Origin of the sequence: Pseudomonas sp. CFSAN084952, from assembly GCF_009648855.1 — a bacterium.
In the GTDB taxonomy this organism is placed as follows: domain Bacteria; phylum Pseudomonadota; class Gammaproteobacteria; order Pseudomonadales; family Pseudomonadaceae; genus Aquipseudomonas; species Aquipseudomonas paracarnis.
Map to the genome: position 1 here is coordinate 2526767 of NZ_CP045767.1, position 16410 is coordinate 2543176.

Annotated in this window: 13 protein-coding genes and 1 pseudogene; 5 read left to right on the plus strand and 9 right to left on the minus strand. The window is 55.7% G+C overall.

Features of this window, described 5'->3' with window-relative positions; genetic code table 11:
* The first annotated feature begins 143 nt into the window (after positions 1 to 143).
* Positions 144 to 2309 carry a condensation domain-containing protein gene (locus tag GH769_RS11415; RefSeq protein WP_032903018.1) on the plus strand — a complete coding sequence of 722 codons (2166 nt, stop codon included), beginning with the start codon at positions 144 to 146 and terminating at the stop codon, positions 2307 to 2309.
* A 47-nt stretch (positions 2310 to 2356) separates the two neighbouring features.
* Here the strand turns inward: GH769_RS11415 and basC are convergent, their stop codons facing one another.
* Together basC and GH769_RS11425 are read right to left on the minus strand one after the other, a co-directional pair.
* A complete protein-coding gene (gene basC, locus GH769_RS11420) occupies positions 2357 to 3676 on the minus strand; it encodes a putative histamine N-monooxygenase (protein WP_014718549.1) in 1320 nt (439 codons plus the stop codon).
* 92 nt (positions 3677 to 3768) lie between these two features.
* Positions 3769 to 8130 (minus strand): amino acid adenylation domain-containing protein, encoded by a 4362-nt coding sequence (locus GH769_RS11425; RefSeq protein ID WP_032903015.1) that lies wholly within the window; start codon positions 8128 to 8130, stop codon positions 3769 to 3771.
* A 140-nt stretch (positions 8131 to 8270) separates the two neighbouring features.
* Here GH769_RS11425 and GH769_RS11430 point away from each other — a divergent pair, with 140 nt between their 5' ends.
* Genes GH769_RS11430 through GH769_RS11445 form a run of 4 tightly spaced genes read left to right on the plus strand, consistent with a single transcriptional unit; the run spans position 8271 to position 12882 of the window.
* Positions 8271 to 9416 (plus strand): isochorismate synthase MenF, encoded by a 1146-nt coding sequence (locus GH769_RS11430; protein WP_108538530.1) that lies wholly within the window; start codon positions 8271 to 8273, stop codon positions 9414 to 9416.
* Positions 9417 to 9442: 26 nt separating this feature from the next.
* Positions 9443 to 11278 carry a (2,3-dihydroxybenzoyl)adenylate synthase gene (locus tag GH769_RS11435; protein ID WP_032903013.1) on the plus strand — a complete coding sequence of 612 codons (1836 nt, stop codon included), beginning with the start codon at positions 9443 to 9445 and terminating at the stop codon, positions 11276 to 11278.
* Positions 11279 to 11317: 39 nt separating this feature from the next.
* A complete protein-coding gene (locus GH769_RS11440) occupies positions 11318 to 12532 on the plus strand; it encodes a histidine decarboxylase (RefSeq protein ID WP_014718553.1) in 1215 nt (404 codons plus the stop codon).
* 14 nt (positions 12533 to 12546) lie between these two features.
* A complete protein-coding gene (locus GH769_RS11445; RefSeq protein WP_032903012.1) occupies positions 12547 to 12882 on the plus strand; it encodes an isochorismate lyase in 336 nt (111 codons plus the stop codon).
* A gap of 313 nt (positions 12883 to 13195) precedes the next feature.
* Here GH769_RS11445 and GH769_RS11450 read toward each other — a convergent pair whose 3' ends face one another.
* The 7 genes and pseudogenes from GH769_RS11450 to GH769_RS29435 form a co-directional block, all read right to left on the minus strand.
* The gene (locus GH769_RS11450) at positions 13196 to 13393 is read right to left on the minus strand and encodes a hypothetical protein (protein ID WP_032872340.1); all 198 of its coding nucleotides are present in this window, start codon (positions 13391 to 13393) and stop codon (positions 13196 to 13198) included.
* A 1-nt stretch (position 13394) separates the two neighbouring features.
* Positions 13395 to 13589 (minus strand): toxin C-terminal domain-containing protein, encoded by a 195-nt coding sequence (locus GH769_RS11455; RefSeq protein ID WP_232246130.1) that lies wholly within the window; start codon positions 13587 to 13589, stop codon positions 13395 to 13397.
* Positions 13590 to 13703: 114 nt separating this feature from the next.
* Positions 13704 to 14042, minus strand: a complete 339-nt coding sequence (locus GH769_RS29430) for an integrase core domain-containing protein (protein ID WP_153649605.1) — start codon at positions 14040 to 14042, stop codon at positions 13704 to 13706.
* Entirely contained in the window at positions 13966 to 14568 is a 603-nt protein-coding gene (locus GH769_RS11465; RefSeq protein ID WP_178128923.1) for an IS3 family transposase, read from the minus strand. Before GH769_RS11465 ends, GH769_RS29430 begins: the two co-directional genes overlap by 77 nt.
* The gene (locus GH769_RS11470; RefSeq protein WP_020300742.1) at positions 14565 to 14858 is read right to left on the minus strand and encodes a transposase; all 294 of its coding nucleotides are present in this window, start codon (positions 14856 to 14858) and stop codon (positions 14565 to 14567) included. Before GH769_RS11470 ends, GH769_RS11465 begins: the two co-directional genes overlap by 4 nt.
* 271 nt (positions 14859 to 15129) lie before the next feature.
* The gene (locus tag GH769_RS11475; protein WP_153649762.1) at positions 15130 to 15399 is read right to left on the minus strand and encodes a hypothetical protein; all 270 of its coding nucleotides are present in this window, start codon (positions 15397 to 15399) and stop codon (positions 15130 to 15132) included.
* 615 nt (positions 15400 to 16014) lie between these two features.
* Positions 16015 to 16389: pseudogene (locus GH769_RS29435) on the minus strand (polymorphic toxin type 43 domain-containing protein); the annotation flags it as partial.
* Positions 16390 to 16410 lie beyond the last annotated feature (21 nt).

Sequence of the window (16410 nt, forward strand, 5' to 3'; positions counted from 1 at the left end):
TTGACCCCCTGCAAATGTGAGTTGCTTGCACCTTCTCTTGCGCCTGGATTTCTGAGCGTTGCAGCAGACCGAGGATCGGCCTGTCGGCACTGCGGTGCCCTCTCTACTTCTTACTGTTCAGTTTGATAAGGCGGGAAATTTCCATGATGGAACTCAATCCAGACTCGTTACCGAAACTGTCTGTCACTGATAACGAAGAGCATTTCTGGCTCTTGCAGCAGCAATACCCCGAACGCGTGCTCAAGCACTTCAGCGCCTGGCGATTCGACGCCGACATTGACCTTTCACGACTCACGTCAGCGATCAGGAGCATTATCGAAACACTCCCCGATCTGAATGCGCGCTACCTGTTCAACGACGATGGCGAAGTGCACAAAGTGCACGCCGCTGACTGGCAGTCCTGCTTTGAACTCATGCATCTACACTCGGACGTAGAGGCCACCGAGCATTTGCGCGCGCAGCAAATGGCACCCTGGGACACGCAAAGCCAGCCGCCATTCAAGGCGTTGATTATCCAAACCGGGCAAGACACTATCCTTGGCTTCATACTCCATCAGGTCCTCGACCAGAGTTGCCAGGAAGACCATTTGTATCACCAGGTATTGAGCGCCTATATAGGCCACTCGGCCAGCAATACGCCTTGGTTGCACGGCTTGGCGAATGGTGAAGCGCTATCGTCACCCATCAGTGCGCCCACCGCCCAGCCTGCGGCCAACGACGACGTTGCGTCGATTATTCTTGATGAGTTTCGAGCGGCCCTGGTAGAGCCTGACATGCAACTCACTGATGATTTCTTTGATTTCGGCGGTCATTCGCTACTGGCCACACGCATCATTGGCAAGCTGCTGAGCGGCCATGGCATTGAAGTCCAGTTCAATGATTTTTTCAGCGCGCCGTCGGCCGCCGCCTTGGCTGCACACGCCCATATCATCGAGCAAAACGATGCAACTGCTGTTGCCATGGACCGCCAGCAAGACGTACAGAGGGCACCTTTCGCGCTGGCCCAAGCCTCCCTTGGGCGGGCTTACGCAGCCTTTGAGTTCGGGACAATTTTCAACCTGCCCTTTGCCCTGGACTTCCTCGACCAGGTGGATGAAGCACTGTTCGAGCAAGCTTTCCGTGACCTGCTCAAGCGTCACGCCAGCCTGCGTTCAACCTTCCACTTCGAGGGCTCTGAGGCGTACCAGCAGATCGTGCCGTTCGAGCAGCTGTCCGAATACAAGTGGTTCTGGCCAAGCCAGGAAAGCCGGGGTGCAACGCTCAAAAGCGAAGCCACCTATCAGTTCGACCTGACCCGCGAGCTACCCCTACGGGTTCGCTTCATTTACGACCCGCAACGCCAACGCCAAACCCTGTCATTGCTGATCCACCACATGGCCATTGATGAATGGTCACTCAACGTGATGATGGAGGAACTGGCTCAGGCCTACCTCGCCCGTGCAGCAGACAAAGCACCCACCTGGTCAGCGCCTGCACCGTCATTCCATGAGTTCGCCCTACGACAACAGGCCACTGGCATCAACCAACAACATCTCGACTACTGGACGAGCATGTTGCGCGGCGCAACCCAGGGCCTGGCACTGCCCTCCCCTGACTATCAGGCCAGCGTGCCGGCCAGCGAAGTGTCGACGAACGCGCAATGGTTCGAAATCAAACCCGACCAGGCGCTCACCGATAACCTGTATGCCTTCGCCAGACGGAATAACGCTTCGCTGTTCGGTGTGGTCTATACAGCGATTGCGTTATCCCTGCATAAGCTCGGTAATTTGAAAGACCTTGTGATCGGCACGTCCGCCTCCGGCCGCACCGACCCAGGGTTTTATGAAACGGTCGGTTACTTCACCACGATGGTGGCGCATCGGGTGCAGTTCGATCCCCAGCAGGCCGTTGGCGCACTGATTGAAAACACCACTCGCCTGATCAATGATTCCATGGCTTATGCCGATATTCCGATGGAGCAGATCCAACAGGCCCTCGGCATGACGCCCGCAGACGGCCTGCTGTTCGACGTGTACATTCAAATACACGCCAACAACGCCTTGAATGGCACCCTGAGCACACCGGACGCCGGGACGATCCGCTACCGGCAGATTGACCCGGACAAGAACCAATCGATGTTCGGTATTCAGTTCGAAATCATGGAGAACACGATCGACGGCAAACGCTCGCTGCGCCTGGTCATTACTTACCGTTCGGACCGCTACAGCGCAGCACAGATGGCGCGCCTGAGCACGACCATAGATCAGGTGTTCGCGCTGTTTACGACGCCCGACGCAGCCCGCACCGCCCTTAACCATATCCACCTATAACCTGATCAGGGCCTTGGTAATGCTACCAAGACCCTCAACCCTCGGCTCTACGCTTCATGCATCCCGTAGCGCTGGAACGATGACCGTTTGGGCAAGCGGTAGTAAGGCTGGCCAAGCAACTGGTTGATAATCGTTGCATTGCGAATCGCCGCAATCCCCAAGTCCGGCGAACCAACACCATGCTGGAAGATCTCCGCATTCTGCACGAAGACACGGCCCGTGCCTGCATCGCAGCGGCGTGCGGTGAAATCGTCCTGGACGATACAGTCACCATACTCATCGGTTTCAAGCACCACGCCCTTGAGCCTTTCAAACCACTGCGGCCATGTATGCCCGTAGCCTGTCGCCGCCACAATGGCATCAGCTTCAAGAGTGCCGGTCTGGTTCAATTCACGGTGCCGGTAAGCGATTTTCAGCATGCCATCAATCTCTTCCACGGCCTGCACCTCGCAATTGGATAGCAACGTCAGGCCCGGATCACTGCCGCCAATCGAGCGTTCATAGATCAGGTCGTAGATATCAGCGATGGTCGAGAAGCTAATGCCTTTGTACAGCAGCCCTTGCCCTGCAACGATGGCACGGCGTCGCTCCCTCGGAATGCTGTGGAAGTACTCCATGTAGGACGGCGTAAAACACTCCTGCCCCAGTTTCGAATACTCCATGGGATGAAAACCCGCTGAGCGTGTGATCCAGCGAATCGACGCCCCTGCTGCAATCCGCTCGGGTGTCAACTCGCTGAACAAGGCCAACACACATTCGGCCGCACTTTGGCCGGAGCCAATGACCGTGACCCGCTGGCATTTCGACAACTGTTGCTGACGCTTGCCGAACTCCGCCGAGTGCATCACCGGCGCGGTGCTCTTGACCTGTGCCCACTGGGGCAATACAGGCGCCGTACCGACACCAATCGCCAAGTCCCGACTGTGATAATAGCGCTTGAAGCCTGACACTGATTGGCTCTCTACCAGAAACTGGCCAGCGTTGGCGTCATACGTCACATCACAGATCTCCTCGCCGAAATGGCAGGCTGGCAGCTGCTGCGACGCCCAGCGGCAGTAGTGATCGTATTCACGGCGAGGCACCTGAAAGTTTTCGTAATAGTAGAACGGGTACAGGCGATCGTGCTGATGCAGGTAGTTCAGATAACTGAGCTGATGGGTGGGATCCGCCATCGTCACCAGGTCGGCCAGAAACGGAACCTGAAGCGTTGTGCCTGGTAACAAAAGCCCTTCATGCCAGCGAAATTCCGCTTTCCGGTCAAGGAAAACACCGGTCACGCCAGGATGCTTGGACAGTAACGCGGCCAAACCCAGATTAAAGGGGCCAATTCCAACGCCGGTAATATCAACACTTTGTACATCCATCATCCAATCCATCTCCCTAGGCCCAACTGTTTGGTTATTGCAGTTGACGTGCGCGCAGGCGCGCCACCGCGCTTATATCAACATCCGTTACACGCTCAGGAACCCTCAGCCATGAGCAGGCGTTCAACGTCTTGTGCATTGCGACAGCGCAGGAGCTGCCCTGGCGAAAGGCGCACCGAGAAATCCTCTTGGACCCGCGCCGAAATCGCCTTCAAATGCTGGGGCCGTAGCCCAAGGCTAATAAAGTCCACGCTGGCATTCGCCCCATCCGCCAGCGGTCGCCCCAGTACGCTCAAGTAGATATCCAATACCTTGTTGCGTGAGGTCGAGCGCCTCATCGCAGCGGGCTCACTTGCGTCATTTACCGAAGCCGTAAGCAGGCTGCGGGCCCGTTGACGATCAGGCTTGCCGTTCTGCGACAGCGGCAACGCGTCCACCCTGAGCAAACGCGTGGGCACATGGGAGTGCGGCAGGTGCTGACGGGCGAAGTTGCGGAGTTCGGTGATGGTCGGCTCTACGCCGCCCTGCTGACAGACATACAAAGCGCCAATGCAGACCTCGCCTTGGCGCTGCTCGCCGTAATCCACGACCAACACGTGCCTGAGCGACGGATGATTGATCAGCGCTATCTCGATATCCGGAAGCGATACCCGCACACCGCGAACTTTCACGTAGCCATTTACCCGACTGTCGAAGATCAAGGTACCGTCGCGGCGGTAACGCCCGCAGTCACCGGTCCGGAACGCCCGAACGGCTTGGCCATGTTCATCAGTGACGGTCACGAACTCGCTTTGAGCCAACTCGCCGTTTTCGAGGTACCCCAGCGCGAGATTGACGCCGGCGGTGTGAATTCGGCCAACTACGCCCGCCGGGCAATGCTCGCCTCGTGGGTCTAGGACGAAGTAGCTATTTCCGGGCAAGGGCTTTCCATAAGGAATCAGCGCACGGTCATCGTCCGTAATTTCATGCCAGATACTCCAGATGGTGGTCTCCGTCGGCCCCCCCAGGGAAATCAACCGAGATGACGGCAGCAGTTCACGCAACTCGGCGATCACGGCCGGCTTGATGTAATCACCGCCCTGAGCAATCAAACGCAGGCTCTTCAAATCATGGCTGGTGCGGCATGAAAGGAGCATTTCCAAAATAGCGGGCACAGAGCACCACAACGTCACCTGATGTTGGGCAATCAACTGGTTCCAGCGTACGGCGTCCTTTTCCTCGCCACCCCCGGTAAGCACCAATGTTGCCCCTGCCGTCAGGCATCCGAAAACGTCAAACACCGACATGTCGTGGTGAAGTGGAGTCACGGACATGAACACATCGCGCTCGGTGACAGCCCAACGTTCAAGGGTGCTGCCGACGACATTGGCGGTGGCTCGGTTGTTCAGAACCACGCATTTGGGTTTACCAGTGGTGCCCGAGGTATAAAGGTAATAGGCCGGGGCGTCGCTTAACGACAGGTCATCCAGCACGGGCATCGCCTGGGTCTGCACAGCCAAGAGTTCCGCCGGTGTAGCCGTGACTGAGCCGACAGACTCATGTTGGGCAATCACCACAAGATCGGGCTGACAGTTTTCCAGCAGGTAACGCAACCGCTCGGCCGGCGCTGAAACGTCGATGGGAACCCAGATTACGCCTGTCAGAGCACACGCCAACGTCACCATCGTATGTTCCGGGCTGCGAGGCAGGCAGATGGCGACGACTTGCCCACGTGATAATCCGCGCGCTTTCAATGCCCCGATGATGCAGCACACGCTGTGGCCGAGTTCGGCATAGCTAATTAGCCGATCACCACTGATAAGAGCAGTTTTGGTATTGCTCCGATCAAAGATGTTGGTCGCGATCCTGTCGAGAAACCCTTCGCGGCACGCTTCAGTGACCCGACTATTGAAACGGTAGTGGCCTTTTTCGATTATCGCCTTGGCATCAACGGCCAAAACCCCGCTTGTGGTGGCTTGGTCGACCGCTTTTTCGATTGCGTTCAAAACGGCGCTGACAAGCTCCGGCTCCAGCACTGCGCGTGCATAGTCGATATCGAACACCAATTCGCCGTCGGCATTGGCCGAGAAGCGAATATCCATCGCCACCTGTGGCGTCTGGGTCAGACCGCCGTGCAGGCTCATCGGGCTGCCCTGCGCCGAGACTGGCCAGGAAAACCCGTTGGTGATCACCACCGGAAGCACCGGGCCGGGACCATGGGACTCGAACAGCAAACGAGCAAGGTCCACCCCTGAAAAGCTCAGGTGCTGCAACCCTTCCAGCACATCTACTTGCAGCTTGGCAGCGCGTTCGGCAAAACCATCTGGCTCGGCGCTCCAATTGATCGCGATAAAGCTTGAGCGATTCGCAAAGGCACCGACCGTTTGCGGGGCAACAGGCACCGCAACACACAAACCACCCTCATCGAGCCAGTGCGAGAGCACTTCCAGCACCAGTGCCATTAGCGTGGTGTTTTTAAACAGCCGCTGCCGCGCGCCCAACTTGCAATAGGCGCCGAACGTAGGCTTGGGGATCAGCAGGCTCTGTCGCTCGTAGCGTGAAGCGCCCACCCGATCCAGCGCAGTGATCCACGGCAGCCGCGGTGCCCCGCTGACCGCAGCAAGCTTGGCTTTCCAATAAACGGAATCTGCCTTGCGCTTACTGTCCAAATCCTCTGGCTCGGATGCCGTCTGCGGGAACGACTCCTCGCCAGTTGTGCCGTCGAACAGCTCGACCATGAGGGTGGCGATTGAGCGCCCATCGAGAATCAAGGCGTCGAGGCGTACGAAGACGCTCAACTGGCCCTTCGGAAGCTTGAAGATCGTGACGTTCCAGGGCGAACGGTCCAGCTCGAACAACGCATGCGCATACGCCTCGCGGCGCGCCTCGACGTAGTTGAGCGCCTCTTCTGGCGATAAGGTCGTAAGGTCGACTTCGTCCAGGTTCAACTGCACCTCATCGCTGACGAACTGCACGAGTTTCTGCGCGTCGATGCGTACTCTCAGGCTTTCGTGGCGCTGGACCATCTCGACCAGCCGGCTCCGCAGCAGTGCCGGATCCATAGCGCCGCGGTACTCGCGAAACTCTTGCATGGCCACACCACCCAGCGGCATCTGCGCGCTGCGCCCCAGCAAATAAGCCTGCTGTAAAGCGGTCAGTGGTTTTGCGACAACCGCTGGCTGGGAGAGTGGCTGGTCCAGAACAGCGGAGCAAGCGGCCACCTCGCGCACCATCAGCACGAAACGGTCGAAAAACTCCGACACCCAGGCTGGTGGTAACGCATCCAGACGGATATCCCAATTGATCAAGATGCCGCCGTCGGCGCAGGCAACCTGCGCGTCTAGCGCAACCTGAGGCCCTTGGGAAACCACCCAGTTCATGGGGCCCAACACTCGCCGCACCCGCTCAGAAAGAAGGTCTGCGCCAGACAGATCCAGCCCGGCGGTAAACACAACAGGGGCCAGTTGCGCAGCGCCATGATGACGCGACAGGTCGCGCATCAGGTTCACCCCGGGATAAGCGCAATGCTCGAGCAAATCCACCATATTGCCTGCCAGTTGCCTGCACAGCTCGGCCAGGCTCCGGGCCGCCTCCAGATCGATATCCAGAATCAGCATGTTGGCAAAATCGCCGACGATCCGCTCAACCTCGCCCACCAGCGCAGGTCGCCAGAACGTAGGGACATTGAGGCGAAATCGCTTGTCTCCCGTTTGGGCGCCAAGGGCCGCTGCAAACACCCCCATCATCAAGGTAGACAGCGTTATTCTGCGTTCGCGGGTGAGACGCTGTAACGCCTGGCGCTCTTCTGGACCCAGCCATGTGCTGAGTCGATCGCTGTGCGGCTGGTCAGGCGGGGTTTCAAGAAAAGGTAACGTCGGCGCCGGCGCGATATCAGGCAGACGCTCGCGCCACCAGCGACGGTCCCGGTCGCGGGCCGTTTTAAGTGCGCTATCGGTGCGCGCTTTGTCATACCAGTCGAAGAACGATGGCGTCTGTGGCAGAGCGGCCTCTGGATGTTCATAGAGCTCTGCCAGGTCTTCTATCAACGTGCGAAAACTGGATGGGTCAATGGCGATCATGTCCGTATCGACATGCAGCCGAAACGCATCATTGGCCAGCAGGCTCACACAAAACCGTGCTGCGGGCCCTTGACACAGATCAAGCTGCTGATGAGTCCATTCCTCACGCTTGCAGAGCAGGCGCTGCGCAACCTCCTCTTCACTTATCGAACGTAAATCCTCCACCTCCAATAGCGGTGACTGGTCCATCGCAGCAATGGATTGAAGCCCTTCCGCATTCAGCCTGACTCGCAGCATGGGGTGCAGCCGACATACCTGCTCAAGTGCCTTGCGCAGCCGCTCCAGCTCAATGCAATGGCCATCGAATTCGGCATACAGATGAGCTGAAACTTTCCCTAAAAACGCATGAGCAGTCCGCCCGATCCAACAGGCGGCTTGCATTGAAGTTAACTCTCTCATGGCTCACTCATGTGATTGACAAATCGTAATGATTAGCATCACATATTAGAAACGATAATGATTCTATTTCAAGTTTCTTTTTATCCCTAGGCCACGGAGGCTTCCCCCAAATGAGAACGGGCACCCTAAGAACGACCGAGATGGAAGAGGTGCAACTCGCAGAGGTACAACGTAGTTTTTCGTTCACATCCGGCGATCGCGAGTTAGCGGTCACCGGGATGCTGCAGAGAATTGAAACACCTGCCATTGGCGGCGATGACGCCAATAGCCTGTTCCAGCAGACAATTGTGCAAGCGCTTGATCGGGCGCGCGAAGCTGGCCAGAGCAACCCAATCATCGTTGGCGCCATCCCTTTCGACCCTGCTGAACCTTCCTGCCTCTACATTCCCGAACACGCGCAATGGCGGACCCGAGACATCCACGCGAAAACGGGTATGTCGACGCTGCCTGAGTTGATCGAACAGAAAAACATTCCGGACGAACAGGCCTTCAAACGGGCGGTGGAACACGCCGTCGTCAACTTCCGCCACAGCGACGTACGCAAGGCTGTGCTCTCGGTTCAACGCGAGCTGATATTTGCAAACGATGTGGATGTGAGTGCCCTGCAGCACAACCTGAAAACCCAGAACCCGAGCGGCTACCACTTCCGTGTGCCAATGCCTGATGGCACCACGCTGATCGGTGTCAGTCCCGAACTTCTGGTCCGCAAGGAAGGCCTGAGCTTTCTGTCCAACCCGCTGGCAGGGTCAGCCAAGCGTATGGCCGATCCAGAAGCCGACCGGCGCAATGCAGACTGGTTGCTGACATCGGAAAAAGATCACTACGAACACGGGTTCGTGACCCAGGACATCGTCAGCCAACTGGGGAAACTGTGCCCGCAGCTGAATGTGCCGCAACGCCCCTCCCTCATCAGCACGCCCGCGCTCTGGCACCTCTCGACCCGCATCGAAGGTACGCTGGCAGACCCGGCTGTATCGGCCTTGCAGCTTGCCTGCCGCTTGCACCCCACACCGGCTGTGTGCGGCTTCCCCACCGAGCGCGCCCGGCGCCTGATTCGCTTCGTCGAACCCTTCGAGCGCGGCCTGTTCACCGGCATGGTGGGTTGGTGCGATGCCCAGGGCAATGGCGAATGGGTCGTAACGATTCGTTGCGGCACGGTCAGGCGAAACAAGGTCCGCCTGTTCGCCGGCGCAGGCATCGTTGAAGCCTCAAGCCCCGACTCCGAATGGGCAGAAGTCCAGACCAAGCTTGGCACCATGCTGCGCGCCTGCGGATTGGCCCACTAACTCGAATTTTTTCACACGTGAATACTATGACTATTGAATTTAACCACTGGCCTCTGGAAAGCGCACAGCGTTATCGGGACAAAGGCTATTGGCTCGACAAACAGCTCACCCACCTCCTTCAGGAACGCAGCCAGTCGCAACCCGACGCCCCCGCGATTATTTGCGGCGATCGCCACTTCAGCTATGCCGAGTTGGACCAATTGTCTTCCAACCTGGCCTCGCGACTGGCCGCCAGCGGGCTTGGCAACGGTGACACTGCACTGGTGCAGTTGCCCAATATCGCGGAGTTTTACATTGTCCTTTTTGCCCTGCTCAAGTCAGGAATCGCACCCCTCAACGCGCTCTACAGCCATCGCAAACTTGAACTCAAGAGTTACGCCAAACAAATCGCGCCAACGTTGTTGATTGCCTCCCGCGAACATGAAGTCTTCCGTGACGACAGCTATATCGCCGACTTCAAGGAGGTGGGTTCAAGTCCAGACATCATCTTGCTGTTGGGCGAGCAACGTCACGAAAACAACCTCGCCGACTGGATCAATACGCCGAGCGAGAGCAACGTGAACGTCTCCCCCTCGGGGCCCGGCGAGGTCGCATTGTTCCAACTGTCAGGCGGCAGCACGGGCACCCCCAAACTCATCCCCCGCACTCACAACGACTATTACTACAACGCCAGGGCAAGCGCGCAAGTATGCGAACTTACGCCACGCACGCGCTTTCTATGCGCGCTACCTGCCGCCCATAACTTCTTGCTCAGCTCCCCCGGCGCCCTCGGTGTTCTACATGCTGGCGGCTGCATCATCATGGCGCCCAGCCCGGAGCCCTTGACCTGTTTTTCGATCATCCAGCGCCAAGAAGTCAATACTGTGGCCTTGGTGCCAAGTGCAGTCGCCTTGTGGCTGCAGGCAGCGCCGGAGCATAAAGAACAACTGCAATCGCTTGAGTTCCTCCAGGTCGGTGGCGCCTGTTTTGCCGACTCGCTGGCACGCCAGGTGCCCGGCGTGCTCGGTTGTAAGCTGCAACAGGTATTCGGGATGGCCGAAGGCCTGATCAACTACACCCGGCTAAATGACTCCGACGAACAGATTTTTACTACCCAGGGCCGTCCGATCAGCCCCGACGATGAAATCAAAATCGTTGACGAACAAGGCCTCCCCGTCCCGGACGGAGAACCTGGCATGCTCGCCACACGTGGCCCTTACACTTTTTGCGGGTACTACCAAAGCCCCGAACAAAATGCCCAGGCGTTCGATAACGAGGGGTACTACTACTCCGGCGACCTCGTCCAACTCATGCCCAGCGGCGATTTGCGCGTGGTCGGCAGGGTCAAGGACCAGATCAACCGTGGCGGTGAAAAAGTCGCCTCGGAGGAAATCGAAAACCTCATCGTCCTCCATCCTGATGTGACTCACGCGGGCTTGGTGGCCATGCCCGATGACAGGCTGGGAGAAAAAAGCTGCGCGTTCGTCGTATCACGCAACCCGAGCCTGAAGCCGCCCGCGCTCAGACGTCACCTGATGGAACTCGGCATCGCCGAATACAAACTGCCCGACCGCATCCGGTTAATCGAAACCATGCCGCTGACCCCCGTGGGCAAGATTGACAAGAAGCATCTGCGTCAGCTTCTGGCAGCGGAAACCACCCGCGCCTGGTTGCAGACTCGCGTGCGGCAACTCGTCGAGGACTGTGAAGACCTGGACCCCGAGGAAAACCTGATTTTCTATGGCCTCGACTCCTTGCAAGTGATGAGACTCGCTGCCGAACTCAAGGAGCGTGGCATTGCCGTCAGCTTCGAAGAACTGGCGGATTCGCCCACGCTCAGCAGCTGGTGGTCATTGGTAGACGCGAGGCAGATAGCCGCCTGACCGGGCGGCGTCACCCAGTCGTTTTAAAAGGAGTTAGAAATGACTTTATCCCCTGCCGACCAAAGCAAGCTTGAAGGCTTCTGGCAGCACTGCGTGACACATCAGTATTTCAACATTGGGTATCCCGAATCAGCCGATTTTGATTACTCCCAGCTGCACCGTTTCTTGCAGTTTTCAATTAACAACTGCGGGGACTGGAACGAGTACAGCAACTACCTGTTGAACTCGTTCGACTTTGAAAAAGACGTCATGACGTATTTCGCCGAGCTGTTCAACATTGCCCTTGAAGACAGTTGGGGTTACGTCACCAATGGCGGGACGGAAGGCAATATGTTTGGCTGCTACCTGGGACGCGAACTGTTTCCGGACGGCACCCTGTACTACTCGAAAGACACCCACTACTCCGTGGCAAAGATCGTCAAATTATTGCGGATCAAATGCCGTGCGGTCGAATCGCTGCCCAATGGCGAAATCGACTACGACGACCTGATGGCAAAAATAACCGCCGACCAGGAGCGTCACCCCATCATCTTCGCCAACATCGGCACCACGATGCGTGGAGCCGTGGATAATATCGTGACCATCCAGCAACGCCTGCAACAGGCAGGCATTGCCCGCCACGACTACTACCTGCACGCTGATGCGGCCTTGAGCGGGATGATCCTGCCCTTCGTCGATCACCCACAACCCTTCTCGTTTGCCGACGGCATCGACTCGATCTGCGTCTCCGGCCACAAGATGATCGGCTCGCCCATTCCTTGCGGAATTGTCGTGGCCAAACGCAACAACGTCGCGCGCATTTCAGTGGAAGTGGACTATATCCGCGCCCATGACAAGACCATCAGCGGCTCGCGCAACGGCCACACACCCCTGATGATGTGGGCGGCACTGCGCAGCTACTCATGGGCTGAATGGCGCCATCGAATCAAACACAGCCTGGACACGGCACAGTACGCCGTCGACCGCTTCCAGGCCTCGGGCATTGATGCCTGGCGCAACGAAAACTCCATCACCGTCGTGTTCCCTTGCCCATCAGAAAGAATTGCGACGAAATACTGCCTGGCCACCTCCGGTAATTCGGCACACCTGATCACCACACCTCATCATCACGACTGCAGCATGATCGACGCCTTGATCGACGAAGTGGTTGCCGAAGCTCAACTGAATACCCTTCGATCCAAGCGAGCATTCACTGAACAAACGGTCGTCGAGCGATTGCCCGCGGCGTCATTCAACTTGCGTACCCATTATTGAAAGAGACCAGCCTCATGCTGCCGCTAAAACCGCCACAAGCCTGCGAGAACCTCAATGACATTCGAGCGGGCATCGACTTTTTTGACCGCCAGATCCTTGAATCGCTACAAAAACGCCTGCGTTACGTAAAGGCTGCGGCGCAGTTCAAAGCCAACGAACAGGACATTCCAGCACCTGAACGCGTCGCGGCCATGCTTGAGGAGCGGCGACTATGGGCGGTAGAAGCCGAACTTGATGTCGCTTTCGTCGAGAAGCTCTACGAGCAGATTATTCACTGGAATATTCAACAGCAAATCCTGCATTGGCGGGCCACCCGACAACCAACGTACTCGGCGCAGGCCAAGTCATGACGATGGCGGGTGGATGCCTGACGACTTGAGGTCTGCGATTCACGCGGGCTGTCCTTGTTCGAGTGGTGTGTGTTCACAACTATCACCGTAGACCAAGGGCGGCCTTTTCTTCATTTTTTTGTAATCAGATCAGCCTGTTAGCTGTTAATTAAGTGCCATTCAAATCTGTCCCCTTTTTGTTTCGCCATAATGCTGATATCGAATTCTTTGCATTTGACCTTGCCCGTAATTCGATTGGCCGCAGTGTCGGGTAGAGTCACCGTAGCCCCATCTATTCTGCTCTACGCCCCCCCCGGCACTACCATAGCCCGCGTTAAAAATCCGACTCGCAATTAAATAAAACACAGACACCATCTTCCTTCCCAACCAAGCTGATTGGCTTTTTACTTACGCCACCGTCAACTGAAATCTCAACCATAAGAGTTTGATCCTCAAATGAGCGTAATTCTTCAATTAATTCAGAAATGGTCTTCCCACGTGTAATCCAATCCGGCATCTCAGTTTTTTTCATTTCAATCACCAATACGTTTCATATTCACGTCAAAAGTACCCAGTCTCGTATCTTTCGAGCCAAGCGCTTTAACCGATTTAGCTGCTTTCCATGCTCCTCCGTTATGTCCGTCAAGGTCCCTAGTGATATACAAATTCCCCTGTTTGAAAACAGCCTGCCCATCATGAACTGTTTCGTTGATTTTTTTATACCCCAACGCTTCTGCAGCCTGCTTGTCCTCCTTATTTGTCCTATAGACAGGTTCGGCAAGAGGACGAGGAGAATTTGCCTCGGTGGGCCTGTCCCCCGGCAGCGTACGCCATGAAGCTGGTTATCCAGTCTTCTGCCTCAAGCTCTTTGCATATTCGTTCGGAGAACGATACCCCAGAGCTGAGTGCAGTCGACTGCTGTTGTAAAACCCATGCACATAGCTGGCGATCGATAGCTGTGCCTGTTTTTTGGTGGGGTAGACCCCAAAAGCCTCCTCTCTTTTCAGCGTAGCGAAAAAACTCTCCGCCACTGCGTTATCCCAGCAATTTCCCTTTCGACTCATGCTCTGTTTGAAGTCCTTCTTAGCTAACGCTAGACGGAACTTACTGCTTGCGTACTGACGGGCCCTGATCGGAGTGAAATACTGCTCCGCTAGTGCCAGAACAGGCGCTCCAGGCATTCAGAAACGCACTTTCCACCAGGCCATCTGGCATGCGGTCTGACAAGCTGTAGCCCAAGATCTGGCGGGTCTGGATGCTCAACACTACGGCCAGATACAGCCAACCCTCTCTGGTTGGGAGATAGGTGATATCACTGACCCAAGTCGGAGTGGGGTTATCGATGGCAAACTGCCGCGCCACCACATTGTTCGCGACCGGCAAGTAATGGTTACGGTCAGTCGTACGGGGCCTGAACCAGCGTTTGGACTTGCAGTGAATACCCTCCTCCTGCATCAACCTGCTGACTCGCTTGTGGCCCACTGCATACGATTTCTGGCGTAAGGCTGCGACCAACCGTGGCCGACCGTAGGTGTGTCGACTGGCCGCATAGACGCTGCGCAACTCAATGCGAATCTGAGCGTCAGGATCAGGGCGAGGCTGCCTGTGCGTGTAATCGTAGAAACCTGAAGTTGAGACTTCCATCACCCGGCACAACATACGTACCGGGTATTGAGTCCGTTCAGCAGCGACGAAGGCGTATCTCACCTGGACTCTCTGGCGAAGAATACCGCCGCCTTTTTTAGGATTTCACGCTCCATTTTTAGCTCGGCAACCTCGGCTCGCAGGCGGGCAAGCTCGCTGTCCTCCTTAGTGATGGGCTTGCGCTCGGGCGAGCTCAACGGTTGACCCTTGCGCGTGGCGTTCACCCAGTTATCGAGCGTTTTGACGGACATCTCTAGCTGGCGGGCAGCTTCGGTTCTGCCAACGCTTTCAGCTAACGCAACCGCTTGAGTCTTGAACTCATCGGTGTAGTTACGGCGAGTGGATGGATACATGGCAACCTCCAAGAGAACGATTTAAGTATCGCTTCTTGGCGTCCGTTGTCACGGGACAGGCCCAAGATTTATTTTCCAGAGACTGTTAAGGGGCGAAAAATCATGCTCAAAAAGGGCGTATTGAGCAGCTAGACCGTAGGTCGTCAGGGTGGGTGCAAAAGGGATGCAACTTGACTGCAGAAAGGATGCAAGAAGGCGGCAAAAAGGGTGCAGATTGGGTGCAAAAACACCGGCGCTAAGCCGGCGTCAGATCACATCTAGGCCCCTACAATTAACAAAAGACATTCAAACCACAAGCAGAGATAAAATCACGTATCGGTATATCAAGAAAGCTACTCTCTCCAGCGGAAAGAACATCTTGCAATGTGACGATGCCTTTTTCAAAGTCCGAAGAAACGTCAAAGCAATTAAACTCGAACTCCCTGAACAGAACGCTCTTTGAGCAAATCCGCTCATCAAAGGCATCTTTCAAAATAGAGCGAACGCTGTCGTCCAACTCTTGGGCGACAAATCGTTCTATTATTGTGCCGCCACTGCTCATAACCACTCCTAACTAGTACGGGAATGCAGTCTGAATCACACCATCCCGAACATTTATTTTGATTGTCGATGTTGGAGCGCCTGAGACGTTAGGAAAAAAGGGGACAGATTTATTTTCCAGAGACTCATTCCTTATATCTGAAAGGACTCGTCAAACCTATAAATAAATCTGCCCCCTTTTTTTTCAAAGTTATTGGCAGTTCGCCTGTCGCCTTTGCACAAATTAACTATTAAGAAGGCGCTTTAACTCCTTTTTTGCCAAGTGCCGATTACTTTGTGAGACAGCCTTATCTGTTGACAATCTTTTCAGATCATCCACAAAGGAAGAGGCCTCTTGGACCGAACTGTGCGCGATCCAAGAAATGGCGAGTTTTATCCAATAGTCAGAGTCGTGCTTCAGCCCTATCTCTGCCACACTCATGCAGGGAAAGTCGAGACCTAACGCTTGCCTAACACTTTCAATAGGCATCTCAAGCAATGAGATAATCCGCCTAAAGTCTGACGAACTAACTAGAGGAAGTACAATCTCATTACTTACAAGTTTCCAGCAACCAGACTCATCTCTGTAAATTATGAAATCGCTACCCAAGATAGTTTTTTCAGAATCAGTCATAAATTACATTCCAGGATGATGTTTGACATTGAGATCGTACTGCTTAAGAGTCTGCTCAAATTTAGCTCTGACCTCAGGCGTCCAGTTCTTCCAGTAGTGCCCACTAAATTCATTAGTGATTACCTCCCCGTTGGGCCCTCGCCGAAACATACCACCAACGAGAGTCGACCCATCGGACTTTATTGTCTCTGCCAACTGTTGATGAGGAGAGACTCCAAGGTTATTGGTTGGTTTACCGACAGCAAAAGTATTCGTTTTAGGATCAAAAACAAACTCAATGGAACCGTTTTTTGTGCTAGGAAAATAATTCTGTATAGCCTTAGATGATACCGAACCCGGCTCCAAGCCTAATACTCCAGGTGCAGGGCCTGAACCCTGCCAGCTTGTGGTTGCTTTTGC